The 18195-nt window shown below is 70.8% G+C and carries 13 protein-coding genes; 3 read left to right on the forward strand and 10 right to left on the reverse strand.

The window, feature by feature from the left end; genetic code table 11:
* Nucleotides 1–88: 88 nt before the first annotated feature.
* The 3 genes from IEY70_RS19900 to IEY70_RS19910 are packed head-to-tail and all read right to left on the reverse strand — an operon-like array spanning nt 89 to nt 4593.
* A complete protein-coding gene (locus IEY70_RS19900) occupies nt 89–2506 on the reverse strand; it encodes a helicase-associated domain-containing protein (RefSeq protein ID WP_189066772.1) in 2418 nt (805 codons plus the stop codon).
* Nucleotides 2503–2856 (reverse strand): hypothetical protein, encoded by a 354-nt coding sequence (locus IEY70_RS19905; RefSeq protein ID WP_189066773.1) that lies wholly within the window; start codon nt 2854–2856, stop codon nt 2503–2505. Before IEY70_RS19905 ends, IEY70_RS19900 begins: the two co-directional genes overlap by 4 nt.
* A gap of 54 nt (nt 2857–2910) precedes the next feature.
* Entirely contained in the window at nt 2911–4593 is a 1683-nt protein-coding gene (locus IEY70_RS19910; RefSeq protein ID WP_189066774.1) for a DNA repair helicase XPB, read from the reverse strand.
* A 105-nt stretch (nt 4594–4698) separates the two neighbouring features.
* Here IEY70_RS19910 and IEY70_RS19915 point away from each other — a divergent pair, with 105 nt between their 5' ends.
* Nucleotides 4699–5682 carry a DMT family transporter gene (locus IEY70_RS19915; protein WP_229778108.1) on the forward strand — a complete coding sequence of 328 codons (984 nt, stop codon included), beginning with the start codon at nt 4699–4701 and terminating at the stop codon, nt 5680–5682.
* A 186-nt stretch (nt 5683–5868) separates the two neighbouring features.
* Here IEY70_RS19915 and IEY70_RS19920 read toward each other — a convergent pair whose 3' ends face one another.
* The 7 genes from IEY70_RS19920 to IEY70_RS19950 all read right to left on the reverse strand — a co-directional run bounded on the left by IEY70_RS19920 (nt 5869) and on the right by IEY70_RS19950 (nt 17087).
* Nucleotides 5869–7791: an MDR family MFS transporter gene (locus IEY70_RS19920; RefSeq protein WP_189066775.1), complete on the reverse strand. Its 1923-nt coding sequence runs from the start codon at nt 7789–7791 to the stop codon at nt 5869–5871.
* A complete protein-coding gene (locus tag IEY70_RS19925; RefSeq protein ID WP_189066776.1) occupies nt 7788–8315 on the reverse strand; it encodes a MarR family winged helix-turn-helix transcriptional regulator in 528 nt (175 codons plus the stop codon). Before IEY70_RS19925 ends, IEY70_RS19920 begins: the two co-directional genes overlap by 4 nt.
* Nucleotides 8316–8744: 429 nt before the next feature.
* Nucleotides 8745–9914 carry an oligogalacturonate lyase family protein gene (locus tag IEY70_RS19930; protein ID WP_189066777.1) on the reverse strand — a complete coding sequence of 390 codons (1170 nt, stop codon included), beginning with the start codon at nt 9912–9914 and terminating at the stop codon, nt 8745–8747.
* A 337-nt stretch (nt 9915–10251) separates the two neighbouring features.
* Nucleotides 10252–11808, reverse strand: a complete 1557-nt coding sequence (locus IEY70_RS19935) for an extracellular solute-binding protein (protein WP_189066778.1) — start codon at nt 11806–11808, stop codon at nt 10252–10254.
* A 55-nt stretch (nt 11809–11863) separates the two neighbouring features.
* Nucleotides 11864–12733, reverse strand: coding sequence for a carbohydrate ABC transporter permease (locus tag IEY70_RS19940; RefSeq protein WP_189066779.1), 870 nt, complete (start codon nt 12731–12733; stop codon nt 11864–11866).
* Between the two features lie 43 nt (nt 12734–12776).
* On the reverse strand, nt 12777–13733 hold the full coding sequence (locus IEY70_RS19945) for an ABC transporter permease (protein WP_189066780.1): 957 nt from the start codon (nt 13731–13733) through the stop codon (nt 12777–12779).
* A 798-nt stretch (nt 13734–14531) separates the two neighbouring features.
* Nucleotides 14532–17087 carry a UvrD-helicase domain-containing protein gene (locus IEY70_RS19950; protein WP_189066781.1) on the reverse strand — a complete coding sequence of 852 codons (2556 nt, stop codon included), beginning with the start codon at nt 17085–17087 and terminating at the stop codon, nt 14532–14534.
* 130 nt (nt 17088–17217) lie between these two features.
* Between IEY70_RS19950 and IEY70_RS19955 the strand changes: the two genes are divergently transcribed.
* Both IEY70_RS19955 and pstS read left to right on the forward strand, forming a co-directional pair.
* A complete protein-coding gene (locus tag IEY70_RS19955) occupies nt 17218–17496 on the forward strand; it encodes a hypothetical protein (RefSeq protein WP_189066782.1) in 279 nt (92 codons plus the stop codon).
* A 77-nt stretch (nt 17497–17573) separates the two neighbouring features.
* On the forward strand, nt 17574–18195 hold a 622-nt coding region (pstS, locus tag IEY70_RS19960; RefSeq protein ID WP_189066783.1), incomplete at its 3' end, for a phosphate ABC transporter substrate-binding protein PstS.

The following is an 18195-nucleotide window of genomic DNA, read 5'->3' on the forward strand; positions in this document are numbered from 1 at the left end:
TCAGGTCTAGCCCGTATCCGCGTGCGCCGACTCGTTTCATAGCCTTATTATGACAAATGCTCTATAAGCCATTCAATCGGAGTCCGTATCAGCGCAGGGCCATGCCGGTCACGTACTGAATGCGGATGTGCCGGTCCCTGGACGCCTGCGCGCCCCGGCCCTTGCCGGGTTCGCCGACCAGCCGGGCGTTCAGGTACGGGGTGTTCCCGCTGCCCCGCTCGATGCTGAGGGGTTCGAGTTCTTCCAGGACGCTGCGCCCGGCGCTGGGCTGCCCGGACCAGCCGACGTACTTCTCGACGTTGTACTGCACCAGTACGCGTTGCCCGGCCTCGATGGCGCGTTCCAGGAAGGCGCGTTTCTGGCGGGTGTCGTCCATGATGGTCAGTTCTGCCGAGGGGTTCTCCGGGACGGCCAGGTCGGTGGTGGGGCTCAGGCCCAGGGTGTCCAGGGCGCGGCGCACGGCGTCCACGTTCGCGGCGTCCACCGTGAACAGGTTCGGGCCGATGACCGGGCCGATCAGGCCTTTCAGGCGCGGGTGTGCGGCCAGCGCGGCGGCCTGCGGGTGGGACAGCAGCGCCACGCTCGCCAGGGACGGCGGCGGCGTCTGCCCGCTCCAGACGCCCAGTTGCAGCCGCAACGCGCCGGGCAGGCGGCCCTTGACGCGCGCCTCCAGGTCCGGCAGGAACGATGCGGGCAGAGCGCCGGGCGGGGTGGGGCGCAGTTCCAGGCGGCCGTCCGGGCGGGTGGTCACGCGGCCGCGCAGCATTCCGCGGGCGTGCAGGTCCACGCTGCCGTCGGCGCGGAAGGAGCCGTCCGGGTTGAACGAGAAGGTCGCGGTGGGCGGCGCGTCGGCCAGCAGGACGGGCGTGCCGGACGGCAGTTTGAAGTTGGTGTCCGGGGGCAGCAGGAACCGCTCGCCGACCGGGGTGCCGCCGAGTTTCTTCAGGGCGGCCGCCCGTTCGGCGGGGGTGGGGTACTCCAGCAGCGTGGCCGCGCGGTGCAGGGTCAGGCGGTCGCGGCGCGCCGCCCAGTCTTCCAGGCTGCGCTGCACGCCCGGCGCGAGGGGCGTGGCGGACCCGGCCTGCAAGCCGGTCAGCAGGTCCGGGAGGTTCAGGCCGCTTTCCAGCGCGGCGTACACGCTCTGGCGGGTCAGGCGGTACGAGGCGGTCTGCCCGTCGAAGCGCACGGCCTCGGCGGCGGCCAGCAGCGGCCACTGCTGCGGCGTGAGGTTGGCGGGGTACACCAGCAGGTCGAAGTTCGGTTGCAGGATCCAGGCCGGGCCGGACGGGGCGGGCGGGGTCATGAGGTGCGCGGGCGTGACGGCCGATTCCGGTCCCTCGCCGCTGACGTGCACCAGCCCGGCCGTGCTGAGCTGGCCGCGCAGCGCGACGGCCACCCACCGGTCCAGCGCGTCGGGCCGGGCCGATTGGCCGGGCCGGGAACCCAGCAGTTCCGGCGGCGTGACCAGCCGGGTCAGGCGGATCACCTCGGCCTGCGTGGTCGCGTGCGGCAGGGCGCGCAGCACGGCGCCCAGCAGTCGCCGCACGACCGTGACCGAGTTGAAGGACGCGCGGGCGTCTTCCGGCTGGACGTGCCCGCCCGGGCCGCTCAGAACGGCGCGCAGCCGCGCCGGGTCGAGGGTCGTCAGGTGCCGCTCGGCCTGCGCGGTGACCGTCACGCGGTCGCCCTCGCGGATCATCAGGCCCAGGTTCAGGGCCGCGATCACCCAGCCTTCCAGGTCGTCCACGGCCGTGACGCTCCTGGCAAGGTTCTTCAGGGACGCGCGGCTGATCGTGCCGGTCTTCGTGACGGCCAGCGGGTGCAGGCGCACGCCGCGCAGCACCTCCAGCAGCCGCAGGGGCGTCAGGTCCGTCTGGCCGGGCGCGGCTGGCACCTCGGTCGGGGGGGCCGTGATGGGCGGGGCGGGTTCCGGCGGCAGCAGGGGCCTCAGGCGCGGGTCGAGCAGGACGCGGCTGGGCAGCCGTCCCAGCGGTTCGAACTGGCTGTAGTACGACTGCATCCAGACGTTCGGGAGCGCCTCGGGCAGCAGCAGACCGCCCGTCAGCAGTTCCCACAGCGCGGCGGCCCCGGTGAATTCCGACACCGAGAAGTCCCCGACCCTGCCCTTCGGACTGCCGAACACGCGCGGGTCGCCGCGCAAATCCCGCAGTCGCAGGAAGACGTGCAGGTCCCAGCCGTCCATGAATCCGCCCTGCCGGGCCACCTCGTTCAGTGCGGCGCGTTCCATGACGCTCAGGCTCGCCACCAGTTTCCGCAGCCGTTCCGGGCTGCTGCGCACCTGACCGATCACCTCGGCCGCGCGGGCGCCACTGCCGATCTTCTCGCCGCTGTACCGGGCCGCGATCCGTTGCTGGTACGGGCGAGGCAGGCGGCTGATGGAATCGTCGAAGTCCTGGGCCTTGCGTTCCTCCAGGCCCGCCACGGCGTCCATCGCGACCTTCGCGTTGGCTTTCGTGAACGGTCCCTGGTCGGCCCCGCCACTCACGGCTGGCCTCCGTTCACGCGGGGCGTGTGCCCGGCGCGGCGCAGGGCGTCCAGCGCAGCGGCGTCCGTGCCGGGGCGCAGCAGCGCGAAGGTCGGCGCGAGCCGCTCGGCGACGTGCGGGCTCAGCCGCGTGTCGCTCAGCAGGGCGTCCAGGTCGGCCGGGTCCTGCACTTCCAGCAGGATCAGGCCCGCGTGGACGGTCAGGCGTTCGGGTATGAAGGTCGGTTCCGGCAGGGCCGGGGCGGCCTTCGCGCGCGCCTTTCTGGCTGGTGCGGGCGCGGCGGGCGCGGGGGTCTCTTCAGGGCGAGCCTTGGGGGGCCGCCCGCGTCGTTTGGGAGTCTGGTCGGTCATGAGGTACGTGCATCCTGCGCATGGAACGGCGCCGTGTCAATGCACGCCCGGCGCTTACAGTTCGCTCTCGTCGATGATGTCGTACGTGTAGCCCTGCTCCGCGAGGAACAGTTGCCGGTGGTGCGCGTAGTCCTCCTCGATGGTCTCGCGGGTCACCAGCGAGTAGAAGTGCGCGCCGCGCCCGTCGGCCTTGGGCCGCAGCAGCCGCCCGAGCCGCTGCGCTTCCTCCTGCCGGGACCCGAACGCGCCGGACACCTGCACGAGCACCTCGGCGTCCGGGAGGTCCAGCGCGAAATTCCCGACCTTCGAGAGCAGCAGCGTGCGCAGCCTCCCCTCGCGGAACGCCTGGAACAGCCGCTCGCGCTCGCGCTGCGGGGTCTTCCCGGTGATCAGCGGCGCCTCCAGGTCGGCGGCCATCAGGTCCAGCTGGTCCAGGTACGCGCCGATCACCAGGGTCGGCACGTCCGGGTGGCGGGCCAGGACGGCGCGCAGCGCGGCGCGCTTGGCGGGGTTCACGGCGGCCAGCCGGTGCTTCTGCCGGTCGGGCGCGGCGGCGTACGCGGGCCGCTCGTCCGCCGGGAGACGCAACCTGACCTCGGCGCAGGCGGCGGCCGCGATCCAGCCCTGCGCTTCGAGGGTCTTCCAGGGCTGGTCGTAGCGTTTCGGGCCGATCAGGGCGAACACGTCGCCCTCGCGGCCGTCCTCGCGGACCAGGGTGGCGGTCAGGCCCAGGCGGCGGCGGGCCTGCACGCCGGCCGTCAGGCGGAACACCGGGGCGGGCAGCAGGTGAACCTCGTCGTAGATGATCAGGCCCCACTCGGCCGCGCCGATCAGGCTCATGTGCGGATACTCCTCCCCGGCGGGCGCTCCGGGGCGGCGGTGCGTGAGCATCTGGTACGTGCACAGTGTCACGGGCGCCAGTTCCCGCCCGGCGGGGCGGCCCGGCGCGTACTCCTGCACGTCGTCCGGGGTCAGGTCCGTCTTGGCGAGCAGTTCGCGTTGCCACTGGTTCACGCTGGTGCGGTTGGTGGTCAGCACCAGCGTCCGCTGCCCCACCAGGCTCATGGCGACCATGCCGACCACCGTCTTGCCCGCGCCGGGCGCGAGGACGACCACGCCGGACCCGCCGGTGTCGCTGCCGCTCTGGTAGAACGCCTGCGCCGCCTCCCGCTGGTAGTCGCGCACGGTCAGGTCCGGCGCGAGATTCACGGCGAACGGTGCGCCCGGCGCGTACCCGGCGTGGTCGTCGACGGGCCACCCGGCGTCCATCAGGGCGCGTTTGAGTTCCCCGCGCGCTCCGGCGTCCACGGTGTACACCACGTCGCTCATGCGTTCGCGCAGCAGCGGCCCCACGGCCTTGTGGCGGGCCAGTTCGCTCAGCAGCGGGCCGTCGCCGGGCGCGGCGGACAGGATCAACGCCTCGTCGAAGCGGTCCAGGGTCAGGCGGCCCCAGCGGCCCACCAGTTCGCGGATGTCGGTCACGACGTTCCCCGGCAGCGGGAATTTCGCGTGTCCTTCCAGGGCGCCCAGCATGGCGTCGGCGGTCATGCCGGTGCTCGCGGCGTTCCACAGCGACAGCGGGGTCACGCGGTACGTGTGCAGGTGCTCGGGGCTGCTGACGAGTTCCGCGAACGGCGCGATGGCCGCGCGGGCCTCGTCGGCGCGCGGGTTGAACGCCTCCAGGAAGACGCTGCGGTCCGCCTGCACGATCAGCGGGTTCATGGGGTCGGTCGCCATACGCCCGGCAGCATAGAGCAGTTCACCGGACGGTCCCTGCCGCGCCGCTGCCCTGTCCCGCCCTGTCCTGCCCTGCGGTCACGGCCCGCCCGCGCCGGGGGTATCGTGAACCCAGATGCCGAGTCCTGCCCCGCGCCCGCCCCGCCCCGCACGCCCGACCACCCCCGGATCACCCCACCTGCGCGGCCCGCTGTGACGGCCACCCTGACGCCCGCCACGCGCGCCTCCCGGCCCCTGCGCGGCGCGGCGCTGCTGGCGGGCGCGCTGCTGCTGTTCGCGTGCCTGGACGCCACGGTCAAGCACCTGACCGCCGAGTACCCGGTGCCGCTGGTCGCCAGCGTCCGGTACGCGGTGCAGCTGCTGCTGATGACGGCCCTGCTGGCACCGTCACGCGGGCGGTCCATGCTGGTCACGCAGCGCCCCTGGCTGGTCGCGGCCCGCTCCATGACGCTGGTGCTGCTGACCCTGCTGATGAACTCCGCGCTGCAACGCCTGCCGCTGGCCGAGGCGACCGCCCTGTCGTTCGCGGCGCCGCTGCTGGTCGTCCTGCTGGCCCAGCCGCTGCTGCGCGAACGGGTCGGGTGGCTGCGCGGCGCGGGCGTCCTGGCGGGCTTCGCGGGCGTGCTGCTGATCGCACGGCCCGGCGGGAACCTCGACCCGCTGGGCGTGACGCTGGCGCTGCTGGCCGCCTGCTCGAACGCCGCGTACCAGCTGCTGTCGCGGGTGCTGGGCGGCACGGAACGCCCCGTGAACCTGCTGTACTCCAGCGCCCTGATCGGCACGCTGTGCTTCGGGCTGATGCTGCCGTGGTTCCTGCACGGCCCGCCCCTGACACCCCTGCGCGCCGCACTGTTCCTGAGCCTGGGCGTGACGGGCGGCGTGGGGCACCTGCTGTTCACGCTGGCGTTCCGCGAGGCGCCCGCCTCGTTCCTGGCGCCCATCTCGTACCTGCAACTCGTGTGGGCGGCGCTGCTGGGCCTGCTGATCTTCGGTCACGTGCCCGACCCGCTGGCCCTGACCGGCATGGCGGTGCTGCTCGCGGCGGGCGTGGGCGTGGCCGCCTTCGGAGGGCGCAGGCAGGAGCGGTAGGCAGGAGGGAATGGGCAGGAGGAGACAGGAAAGAGAGGCCCGGACGCGCTGTCCGGGCCTCTGCTGCTTGGGTGGGGCCTGCTCATACGGGTTCCGTTTATTTCGTTAACAGATCGGAACCCGCCCAGCTCCTACTCGCTCCGCTCGGACCCAGCGGCTTCATAAGCCATTCAATCGGAGTCCGTATCAGCCTTCCAGCGAGGCGAGGCCGCCGGATTCGCCCTTGCCCTCGCCCTTGCGGGGCAGGCGCAGGTTCGGCATGGGCAGCGCGGCCAGCAGCGCCAGGAACGCCACGAGGATGCTCACGAGGTAGATGCGGCTGACGGTCGTGGCGAACGCGACCTTGATGGCGCGGCCCACCTTGTCCAGGGTGGTGTCGGCCTGCGTGATCGCGTCGGCCTGCGCGGTGTCCAGGCCCGCCTTGATCTGCGCGATGACCGCCTCGCGGCCCTGCGGGGTGGCGATGGCCTCGGCGGGAATGTTCTTCAGCTGGGTGCCCAGCTCGGCCGGGAACTGCGGGTTGGTGGCGACGGCCTGCACGGCGGCGATGTTGCCGGTGTTCACGGCGCCGGTCACGGCGGTCAGCACGCCGTCGAAGCCCTTGCGGATGCCGTCGGCGGTGGTGGCCTTCACGGCGGCCGCGTCGAAGCTGGCCTGCGGGCTGCGGCTCTCGCTGGCGCCGCCGGTGCCGCCGCTCAGGGCGTCGAGTTGCGCGCGGATGGCGGGGGGCGCGTCGGCCTTGACGGGTTCCAGCTGCCGGCTGATCTGCGTGGGCAGCATGGCGGTCAGGATCGCGCCGAACACGGCGGTCCCGATGACACTCCCGAACTGCTGGAAGAACTGCCCGCTGCTGGTGGCCACGCCGATCTCCCAGGGTTTCACGGCGTTCTGGATGGCGAGGTTGAACAGCGGCAGGGCGGGACCCAGGCCCAGGCCCAGCACGACCATGTACAGCACCACGCGCAGGTACGGCGTGTCGGCGCTCAGGGTGCTGAGCAGCCCGAAGCCGCCCATCATCAGCAGCAGGCCGATGATGATCATGGTCTTGTAGTACCCCAGGCGGGAGGCCAGCTGGCCGCTGCCGATCGCGCCGGCGATCAGGCCCATGGTCAGGGGGATCGTGGCGGTCCCGGCGGCCGTGGCGGACACGCCCTGCACGTTCACGAGGTACAGGCTCAGGAACAGGATCGCGCCCAGGAACGCCGCGCCGATGAAGAAGCGGGCCAGGACGCCCCACGCGAAGGTAGGGTTCTTGAACAGGCTCAGCGGCAGGATGGGGCTCTCGTGGCGGGACTCGACGAACAGGAACAGGATCAGGGACACGACGCTGGTGGCGAACAGACCCAGCACGGTGGGGCTGGTCCAGGCGTACGTGCCGTCCGCGCCGAAGGTCAGGGCCAGCAGCAGCGGCACGCTGAACACGATGATCAGCAGCGCGCCCAGGTAGTCGATCTTGGGTTTCAGGCCGCTGGCGAGTCGGGGCATCTTCGTGAAGATGAACGCCAGCGCCACCAGACCGATGGGCAGGTTCACGTAGAACACCCAGCGCCACGAGACGTTGTCGGTCAGGAAGCCGCCCAGCAGCGGCCCGATCACGCTGCTCAGGCCGAAGACCGCGCCGAACAGACCCTGGTACTTGCCGCGCTCGGCGGGCGCGAAGATGTCAGCGATGATCGCGAACGCCACGCTGGTCAGGGCGGCCGCGCCGAAGCCCTGAATGCCGCGGAAGACCACGAGTTGCATCATGCCGCTGCCGAACACGTTGTTCAGGAACGGTTCGCCGGCCATGCCGCACAGGGCGCTGCCCAGCAGGAACACCACGATCCCGAACATCAGCACGGGCTTGCGGCCGTAGATGTCCGAGAGTTTCCCGTAGATGGGCACCATGGCGGTGCTGGCGAGCAGGTAGGCGGTCGTCACCCAGGAGTACAGGGACAGTCCCTCGAGTTCCTGGGTGATGCGCGGCAGCGCGGTCGAGACGATGGTCTGGTCGAGGGCGCTGAGGAACAGGCCGAGCAGCGTCCCGATCAGGATCAGGCGCTTGGTCGGGAAGTCCAGCGTCTCGGCGTAATCGATGCGGCCCTCTGGGGCCTGCTGGGCGTGGGTCATTCGGGGTTCTCCGGGGAAGGTGAGGTGCGGGCGCAGGGGGACGCGTGCCGGGCGTCCTGGGCGTGCAGTTCGGCCATGACGGCGGCCACGTTGTCGGCGGCCGCTTCGATCACGTGGCGGCTGACGCGTCCGAACACCTGCTGGTACGTCTCGTTGAAGCGGCGGTCCATGCTGTCCAGGAAGGCGTGCCCGTCTCCTGTGAGGGCCAGCAGTTTGGCGCGGCGGTCGTCCGGGTTCTCGCGGCGTTCGACGAACCCGCGCTGCACGAGGCGGTCGATCAGGTGACTGGCGGCCGGGAGGCTCAGGCCGGTCAGGTCGGCCAGTCCGCCGATGCTCAGGGCGGCGTGGGCGCGCAGCTGATGCAGGGCCGTCATCTGCGAGAAGCTCATGTCGTCGCCCTGCAACTGGTCCTGCATGGCGCGCATCAGCTGTCCGGACACGTAGCGGTGCAGGCCTTTCATCTGCTCGCCCAGGCGCTGGGCGGCGGCGGCGGCGGCCGGGTCGTTGGTGGGGTTCTGGTTCATCGCTTGGCTGCGCTCCTCCTGGTCCGGTCCTGGGTGGGGTCCGGGGGTTCTTCCGGTCTGGTGGTCCCGCCGCCGTGGCGGGTCACGGATGGCCGACTGAATTGCTCTGAATCTTGAAACTATTTTGCAAAGTGAATAGTATTCCAGGCCACATCACTTGAAGGTTAGAACCACTGTATGACGCCGCAGCAATCCGCGCCGCGCCGTGCATCCACACAACACCAAGGGCGCCAGACCGGAAGCATCTGGCGCCCTCATGTACGGTGACTCGGTGCGGCGTTACACGGATTCCGTTTGTTTCGTTGACAACCCGGAACGACACCGGGTCGTCAACTCCACGTCCGGAACCCGCCAAGCTCCTACTCGCTTCGCTCGGACCCAGCGGCTTTGCAGCCCATTCAATCGGAGTCCGTATTACGGCGTGCGCTGCTACGTGCCGGGCAGGTCCACGAGGTACAGCGCCGGTTCGCCGTGCATGTCGCTGGTGAACAGCACCTGCCGTTCGTCCGGCGTGAACGACGGGTGCGGGTGCGTCACCTGACGGCTGCCGTACCGCACCTCCCAGGAACTGTGATGCCCGGCCAGGCGGGTGGTCTGACGGCCCTCCAGGTCGAACAGGTACAGGAACGGGTCGTTCTGCACCTGGTGCTCGCCGGGGTCGGCCACGTCGGCGGGCGTGCCGGACCCGTCCCCGACCAGGAGCGTGCCGCGTTCGTTGCTCATCAGGTGCGAGCAGGGCGGCATGGTCATCAGGACCTCGTTGCGCAGCGTGACCGGGTCGGCCGCGCAGATGAACCGGTCCTGCTGGCCGCGCCGGTACGACACGTAGATCAGGCGGGAACCGTCCGGCACCCAGAACTCGTGCGTGCAGCTCTCGCCGGGCTCCTGCTCCTTCACCTGCCGGTTGTTCCGGCCGTCCTCGTCGATCAGCCACATGCGGGCGTCGATCAGGTCGTGCGGTCCCTCGTGGCAGTACGCGACGGTCTGGTCGTGGTGCGGGCGGTAGATGGGGTGGCCCAGCCAGCGGCGTTCCTCGCGGATCACGCGCCGCTCGCCGCTGCTCAGGTCGATCACGATCAGGCGGCAGCGGGGGGGCCGCAGGAACTGCTCGTGAAATCCGGCCCAGCTGGTCAGGGGCAGCAGGTCGCCGTCCACGACCTCGATCCCGACCATGCGGGTGCAGGCGCTGTTCGCGACCCAGGTGCCGTACCCCACGTACCCGTCCGGCACGCTGTACACCACGTCCTCGCGCAGGGTCCGCAGGTTCACGCGCAGCAGGTCGCGCCCGCCGCGCATCACGAACGCGGACCGGTCGTCCGGGGACAGGAAACACCCGAAGGTGTTGTCGCCCGGCCCCTCGGTCAGTTGCCGCGCCGTGCGGCCGGGCAGGTCCAGCAGGAAGGTGTTCCACTCGCCAGGAGTGCGGCTGCCCAGGCCCGCGCCGAACAGCAGGCCGTTCCCGTCGGCGGTAAAGCACTTCTGGTAGAAGTAGTTGCGGTGGCAGACCACGTCCGGCGGGGTCAGGCGCGTGACGGGCGCGCCGGTGTCCGGGTCGCGGAATTCATGAACGTCCAGCTGGACGGTGTCGCCTTTGGCCATGGGGTGCAGGGGTTCCTTTCCGGGGTGCCGGGACGCGGCCAGTCTGGCAGCGCGGGGCAGAAGGGGGCGGTGCAGCCGGGGGGTGGGGTGGCGCCGCCCGTGTCGTTGACAGCCTCAGGGATGACACGGAGCGGCGCCCTGCTCCCACTCGCTCTGCCCGGATTGAAGAGGTTTTGCGGCCCATTCAATCGGAGTCCGTGTTATACGGATTCCGTTTGTTTCGTTAACAACCCGGAACTTCGCCGGATTGCCAACTCCACGTCCGGAACCCTTTTTTCTCCTACTCGCATCCGCTCGGATTGAATGGCCTTTACAGTCCATTCAATCGGAGTTCGTGTTACTTGATGAATCCGGCCTTCTTGAGGGTCAGTCCGGCCTCGCGTTCGTAGGCGTCGAAGTTGATGCCTTTCAGGCCGTTCTGGAAGGCCGTCCAGTTCGCGTCGTTCAGGGGACGCTGACCCAGCGCGAACTGCACGATGCTCTCGGACACGTAGCGTTCGATGTCGGCCTGGTTGGGCGCGGCGGGCACCAGCATGTCGCCGGTCCGGTCGATCCAGCCGTTCTTGTGGGCGTCCATCAGCAGGGTGTAGGCGTTCAGGGTGCGGCCGTCCTTGGCCTTGATCAGGCCGTAGCGGCCCTTGAGTTCGTTCGTCTTGCCGTTCAGGGCGATCCAGCGCATCTGGGTGTTGGTCATGCGGGCGTTCACGTTGGTGGTCGAGACGGTCGGAATGCCGGCTTTCAGGGTGTAGTCCACGCCTTTCTTGCCGAAGCCCAGCTGGTAGTACCCTTCGCCGCTGTTGGCCCATTCCAGGAACTTGGCGATGGCGGGGCCTTTCCCGGCCTTGAGGGCCTTGCTGGACACGACCAGCAGGGTGCCGGCGTTGGCGTAGGTGCCCATGCCTTTCTGGCCGCGCGGTCCTTTGGGCGGCGTGATGAAGCGCAGTTCGCCCTTGGGGTTGTTTGCGTCGAAGTTCGCGAACCCGGCGTTCAGGCCGCCGACACTCTCGAAGAACATGCCGCACTTGCCCTGCTGCCAGCGGTTACGCAGGTCGCTGCGTTTCATGGTGGCCCAGTCGGGGTCCAGGACTTTCGCTTCGGCCATGCGGCGGATGAAGTCCGTGGCCTGCCGGTACGCGGGGTTGCGGAGGTTCGCGGCGAAGGACGTGCCGCTGCGGTAGTTCCAGTTGCCGCTCACGCCGTACGCGGCGTACACCCACTGGAAGTGGTTGCCCAGGCCCAGGCCCGGCAGGATGCCGGAGGTGTCGAAGTCGATCACGCCGCAGTACCCGTAGGTGTCCTTGCGGCCGTTGCCGTCCGGGTCGCGTTCGGTCAGGGCCTTGGCGACCACCAGGAACTCGTCGAGGGTGGTGGGGGCTTTCAGGTTCAGTTTGTCCAGCCAGTCCTGGCGGACCATGATCCCGTACTGGCGGCTGAGCGTGACCGGGTCCTGCAGGCCGTACATGGTGCCGTCGACCGTGACGAGCGCGTTGCGTTTACGGTCCGAGTAGCGGTCCTTGGTGCGGCCGGGCATCAGGGGCAGCAGGCTGCTGACGGGTGCCAGCTGGCCCTGTTCGACCAGTTTGTAGAACAGGCTGCGGTTGCGGATCTCGAACACGTCCGGCAGGTCGTTGGCGGCGGCCAGCGAGCCGAGTTTGTTGTCGCCGTCCGCTCCGGCGGGCAGCATGGTGAATTTCAGGTCGATGCCCAGTTTGCTGCGCAGCAGGTCGTACGTTTCCCAGTTGGCGCCCGGCGCGGACGCTTCGGGGTTCGCGGCGAACAGCGCGGCGCTGACGTCTGTCTGGGCGTGCGCGGCGGGGGCGGCGAGCAGGTCGGCGGTCAGGGTCAGCAGGGGGCGGGTCAGCAGGGGGCGGGCGGTGCGGGTACGTGCGTTCATGGGGAACCTCCGGGAGGGGGACGGGGGGGCGGGCAGCGTGTGGCGGGTGCGGGCGTTATTCCTTGACGCCGCCGCTGAGGGTGCCGGACGTGAAGTACCGCTGAATCCAGGGGTAGATCAGCAGCATGGGAATGGTGGTCAGGACGACGGCCGCCATCTTCAGGCCCTCGGGCGGGGCGGTGGTGGTCGCGGCCGACTCGACGTAATCGGCGGAGTTCAGGCCGGTCAGGATGTCGCGCAGCACGACCGGGAGCGGCATCATGTCCCGGTTGGACAGGAACAGGATCGGTTCGAAGAACGAGTTCCACTGCGTGACGGCGTAGAACAGCCCGATGGTCAGCAGGATCGGCCGGGAGAGCGGCAGGACGATGTGCCACAGCACCTGCAGTTCGCTGGCGCCGTCGATCTTGGCGGCTTCCTCTAGGCTGTCGGGCAGGTTCTGGAAGAAGTTCTTCATGACGAACAGGTTGTACACGCTGACCGCGCCGTGCAGCAGCAGCGCCCAGTAGGTGTTCAGCAGGTGCAGGTCGCGCACCACCAGGTACAGCGGGATCAGTCCGGCGTTGAACAGGAACGTGAACAGGATCACGCCGGTCAGGAACTTGCGGCCCGGCAGGTCCGGGCGCGACAGCGGGTAGGCGGTGCAGACGGTCAGGATCATGCTGATCAGCACGCCGCTGACGGTGATCAGCACGCTGTTCAGTCCGGCGCGCAGGATGGCGGGCTGCTTGAGCAGTTCGGCGTAGGCGTTGAACGACCAGTCCCAGGCGGGCAGCAGCAGGCTGGCGCTGCGGCCCAGCGGCGTGACCGAGACGGTCACCACGTACAGCAGCGGGATCAGGGTGACGGCCAGCACGGTCAGCAGGAAGATGTTGACCAGCAGGTCGAAGCGGCGGTCGTCGGGGGTTCGCAGGCGTCGGGTCATGGGGGCTCCCTCGGGTCGGGTGTGGGGGGATTCGGGACAGGTTTCAGTACAGGCCCTGGCCGCTGAAGCGCCGCGCGACGCGGTTGGCGGTCAGGATCATCAGCAGGCCGATCAGGCCCTTGAACAGACCCACGGCGGTCGCCAGTGAGAACTGGAAGTTCTGGATGCCCTGGCGGTAGACCCAGGTGTCGATCACGTCCGCGACCGAGTACACGGGCAGCGAGTACAGCACGAAGATCTGACCGAATCCGGCGTCCAGGATGTGCCCCAGGCGCAGCAGCGTGACCAGCACGATCACGTCCAGCATGCCGGGCAGCGAGATGTGCCGCACGCGTTGCAGGCGGCTGGCGCCGTCGACCTCGGCGGCCTCGTACAGGGCGGGGTTGATGCCGATCAGGGCGGCCAGGAACAGGATGGCGCTCCAGCCGGTCTCCTTCCAGATGTCACTGAAGATCACGACGCTGCGGAACTTGGCGGGGTCGGTCAGGAACGAGATGGGTTCCAGCCCGGCGGCCTCCAGGCCACGGTTCACGAGGCCGGTGCTGGGTGAGAGCATGGCCAGCAGCACGCCGAACACGATCACCCACGACAGGAAGTGCGGCAGGTAACTGACGGTCTGCGTGAAGCGCGCCAGGTGCCGCCGGGTGCTCTCGTGGATGCACAGGGCCAGCAGGATGGCCGGGGGCAGGCCCAGCAGCAGTTTCGCGCCGCTGATGATCAGGGTGTTGGTCATGAGCTGCGAGAAGTAGAACGACTCGAAGAACGCCGTGAAGTGCTTGAAGCCCACCCAGGGACTGCCCTCGACCCCCAGGGTCGGCTGGAAGTCCTTGAAGGCCAGTTGCGCGTTCCACAGCGGCCAGTAGCGGAACACCACGAACCACAGCAGGCCCGGCAGCAGCAGCAGGTACAGGCCCCGGTGGCGCCACATGCGGGCCAGCAGGGTCGTGCGTGGCCGGGGCGCGGCCTTGGGGCGGGGCGGGCTGAGCACCTGCTGGTTCATGGATTCTCCTGTCTGTGGCGCATCGGCGTGGGCGCAGCGGTGTGGAATGGGCAGGGACTGGCCCCCGGCGCGCGGGCGGGTGGTGTGCCGCTGGCCGGGCGGGCTGCCGGGAGGCGGGTGGCCGGTGAAGCTGGGGGCGGGAAGGGGCGGGTGGAACCGGCCGGTGCCGGTCGGACAGCAGGGCCGTCCGCAACGTTGGGTTATCGGTTACCCAACCGTAACATGGGGCAGGAAACCTGTCAACGCGTTCAGCCCCCACCCACGCAGCACCCGGTCAGCCGCCCGCACCAGCACTGCCCGCGCCGCACTGCCCGCACCGCACGGCCCGCATCACCGACACCCTGCGGGCCGACTGGGCAGCGCGTTCCACATCCGCCCCCCCCGCTCCCCGGCGGCCTGCCTCCGGCCGGGTTGCCTGCCACCCTGTGGACCGGACGGTGACCCCACCCCCAACGTTCAGACAGTCCACAGGGCAGGCACAGGACAGCCACCGGGCAGGCAGGCCTGATACGGACTCCGTCTGTCTCGTTGACAACCCGTTCGTTGATAACCCGGAACCCGTTGCTCTCCTGCTCGCATCCGCTCGGACCCGGCGGCTTTACGAGCCATTCAACCGGAGTCTGCGGGACGCGGCGGCGCCGCCCCTGACCCTGCCGGACGGCGGCCTGACCGCAGGGAACGCCGGACGCCCCCGACCGGAGGGTAACGTTACCCCTGAGGCGGATTCCGTTTTGCTCCTCCTCTGCGGGGCAGCTCTAAGAGTCGCATGCGCTCGGACCCAGCGGCTTTATAGGCCATTCAATCGGAGTCCGTATGAGATTCTGTGCCTGCACGCAACGCAGCCAGCACTGCGGCGCTCAGGTGCGTTCCGTACAGTTCGAAGGGCCGGTCCACGCGCTCGCCGGTCCGGGCGTGAAACCGCAGCGTCTCGCCGTCCAGCGTGACCGACACCACGCGCGGCCCCGCCCGCAGCAGCGCCGCGTGCCGCACGTGCGCCACGTCCTGCCGGAACGCCAGCACCCGCACGCTCCCGGCCGGGACGGGCCGGAAGTCCGGCACGGCCAGCCGCGCCCGGTTCGCGGCGCGTTCCATGGCCTGCAGGTGCGCGGCGTGCACCCGCACCCGCCGGTTCAGGTGACCGTCCGTGGACGGCTGATCGGGACTGGCCGGGCCAGTGGGCGCACGCAGGTCCGCGCGGGCCAGCAGGGTCAGGCCCGCAGCGGCCCAGTCGCGCAGCGTGACGCGCGGATCGCCGCTCAGGGCGTCCAGGCGGGCCAGGAGCGTCCCGGCACTCAGCAGGTCCGGGCCGCCCAGCAGCGGCCAGTCCCGGTCGTCCGGCAGGGTCAGGGGCGGCGGCGCCTCCGGCAGCGGGCCGGGCAGGGCACGCAGGGCGCCCAGCAGTGAGTGCGCCTCCGGCCTCCCGGACCCCAGGGTGACCAAGGGCGGGGCCACCGGCGGGAGGTCCGGCACGTCCGGCGCGACCCAGGTGGGCGTGGCGTCCGTGCGGGCCGTCAGGGGCGGCGGCGTCCAGCCGGGCGGAGCGGGCGGGCGGGGCGTCGGGGCGCGGCGCTCCGGGAGGCGCGTGTCCGGCTGCCTGGGCGTGACGGGCCGCCGGGGTGCATCGGGCTGCGCGGGCGTGGCGGGCCGCTCCGTCGGGGCGTCCGGTTCCGGTTCACGGCCCGTCGGTACGCGCAGGCCCTGCGCCCAGGCGTCCGCGCCGTACGCGAGGCGCAGGGTGGTGCGGGCGCGGGTGAACGCCACGAACTGCACACAACGTTCCTCCTGCGGGTCGCCGCCGCTCAGGGGCATCAGTTCCGGGTGCAGGACCGTCACGCGCGGCCACTCCAGGCCCTTGGCACGGTGCACGGTGCTCAGCGTGACCACCCCGGCCTCCCCACCGGCGGGCGCGTGCAGCCGCGCCAGCAGGGCGCGCAGGTCCTCGTGGCGGGCCGGGCCGCGCCGGGTGACGCGGCGGGCCAGCAGCAGCGCGCAGCGGCACAGGTCCCGCAGGTCCTGCGCGGCGCGGCGGGCGCGGCGGTCCCCGGCCGCCTCGGCCCGCTCCAGGCTCTCCAGTCGGCCGTTCAGGTAGGCGCTCAGGCTGTCGTCGGCCTGCTGGCGGGTGAAGGTGGGCGGCAGCGCGGCGCCCGCCACGTCCAGCAGGCGCCCGGCGAGGTCCCGGCCGGTCAGGTGGACCCGCACGCCCCGCGCCAGCAGGTCCAGCGCCAGCCGCAGCAGCGGCGCGTTCAGGCGGCACAGGACCGCGTCGCCGGGCCGGACGTCCAGATCGGCGGCACTCAGGTGCTCGACCGCGCCGCGCGGCGCTCCGGGCGCGGCCGTGATGAAGTCGCTGACGGTGCGGGCCGCGCCCACCACGGCACGCGCGCAGCGGAACGACACGCTGAGCGGCCACTCCTGCGCGTCCAGTTCGCGGGCCATGCGTTCCAGGCCCTGCGGGTCCGCGCCGGCGTACGCGTAGATCGCCTGTTCCGGGTCGCCGCACAGGATCACGCGGCCCGGCTGACGGGCACGCAGGCCCGCCACGTGCGCCACGAACGCCTGCCGCAGCGGCGTCAGGTCCTGCGCCTCGTCGACCAGGGCCGTACGGACCGCGCCGCGCCCCAGGTTCAGGTGCAGCGGCAGCCACAGCATGTCGGTGTGGTCGATCAGGCCCTTCTGGCGGTACGCGGCGGCGCTCAGGTCCGGCAGCCGGGCCAGGGCGGCGCGCAGCAGGTGCGTCGCGCCGGACCCCAGGGCGGCCTGCGTGGGCGGCGTGACCTGCGGGTGCGCGTCCGGGGAGGGCCAGCCGCTCAGGCCCAGCAGCAGCGCGAGGTCGTCCGGGTCGGCCGGGTTCAGCGTCTGCTCGCGGCAGGTATCCCAGGCGCGGGTCAGGGCGGCCAGCAGCGCCCGCCGAGCCGCCGCGTCGCCCGGTGCCTGCGCGGGCGGCAGCAACCCGGCGTCCTCCAGCAGGCGCGCGGTCTTGGTGGGTTGCAGGTCCGGCCCGGCGCCCGGACGGTCCCCCCCTCGCCCTGCCGGAAGCTCGCGGCTCAGCAGGCCCAGTCCGTGGGCGTGCAGGGTGCGGGCACTCAGGCCCGGCGGCAGGCGGCCCGCGACCCCGGCAGTCGCGTGGCGGTTGTACACGAAGTACACGCTGCGCGGCCCGGCGTGCCACGCCGCCTCGGTCAGGGTGGTGGTCTTGCCGCTTCCGGCGGTCGCGCGGATCATCAGGTGCCGCCCGGAGTCCCGCACGGCCTCGATCACGGCCCGCTGCTGCGCCGTGAAGTGCGGCGGAACGGGTCGCCACGCCCGTTCAGTGGCGTCCGGGGCGGTGGTGGGTGCGGTGGGGTCGGTGGTCATGGCTGGAACCGGGATTCATCATGCCGCGCCGGGAGGGGTCCGTGCGTCCCGTCCGGCGGCCCAGGTGGCTGCCTAGACATCCGTGTCACTCCTGACACAAACAACTGCCCGACTGGTCATGATCGACTTCATGAGACTGCTGCGGCTGCCGGATCGCCTCGTTACCGACATGATCGCGCAGGGCCCGCGCGTCCTGATGACCCTCGGCTGGCACGTCCGCCCGCCCGCCGCGCACGACGTCATCGAGACCGACTCGTTCGGCGCCTGGCACGTCGAGGAACTCCTGAGCGGCCCCAACGAGCACCGGGGCGCCGTCGTGGCGGTGCGCGTCCTGACCCGCACCGGCCTGCTGAGCGGACTGCAGACCGGGCATGCGGCCGTCAGCCCGGCCTGCGCCGCCGGAAGCTGACCCGAACCTGATTCCGGCCTGCGGACTTCTCAGGTCCGGCTGACATGCCACTGACGCGCGCGCGGCACCATCCGGGCATGAAGAAGACGATCCTCATGGGCCTCGCCCTTGCCACCGCCGCCAGCGCCAGCCTCAGCAGCGCCGCCGCCCAGGGTAGCGTGACGGGCGCAGGCGCGAGCTTCCCGTTCCCGCTGTACAGCAAGATGTTCGCCGAGTACAAGAAAGACACCGGCGTCACCGTCAACTACCAGAGCGTCGGTAGCGGCGCCGGACAGAAACAGATCACCGAACGCACCGTCGACTTCGCCGGCAGCGACAACCCCATGAGCGACGAATCCCTCAAGGCCGCTCCCGCCAAACTCCTTCACGTCCCCACCGCCATCGGCGCCGTCGTGCCGTCGTACAACCTCCCCGGCGTCACCACCCCCCTCAAGTTCACCGGGAAGGTCCTGGCCGACATCTACCTCGGGAAGATCAAGACCTGGAACGACAAGGCCATCGCCGCCCTGAACCCCGGCGTCAGCATTCCCCCGCTGCCCATCACGGTCGCGCGCCGCAGTGACGGGTCCGGCACGACGTTCGTGTTCAGCGACTACCTGAGCAAGGTCTCCTCCGAATGGAAGAGCAAGGTCGGCACGGGGAACAGCCTGCAGTGGCCGGTGGGGACGGGCGCCAAGGGGAACGACGGGGTGGCGGGCG

Source organism: Deinococcus seoulensis, assembly GCF_014648115.1.
GTDB lineage: Bacteria > Deinococcota > Deinococci > Deinococcales > Deinococcaceae > Deinococcus > Deinococcus seoulensis.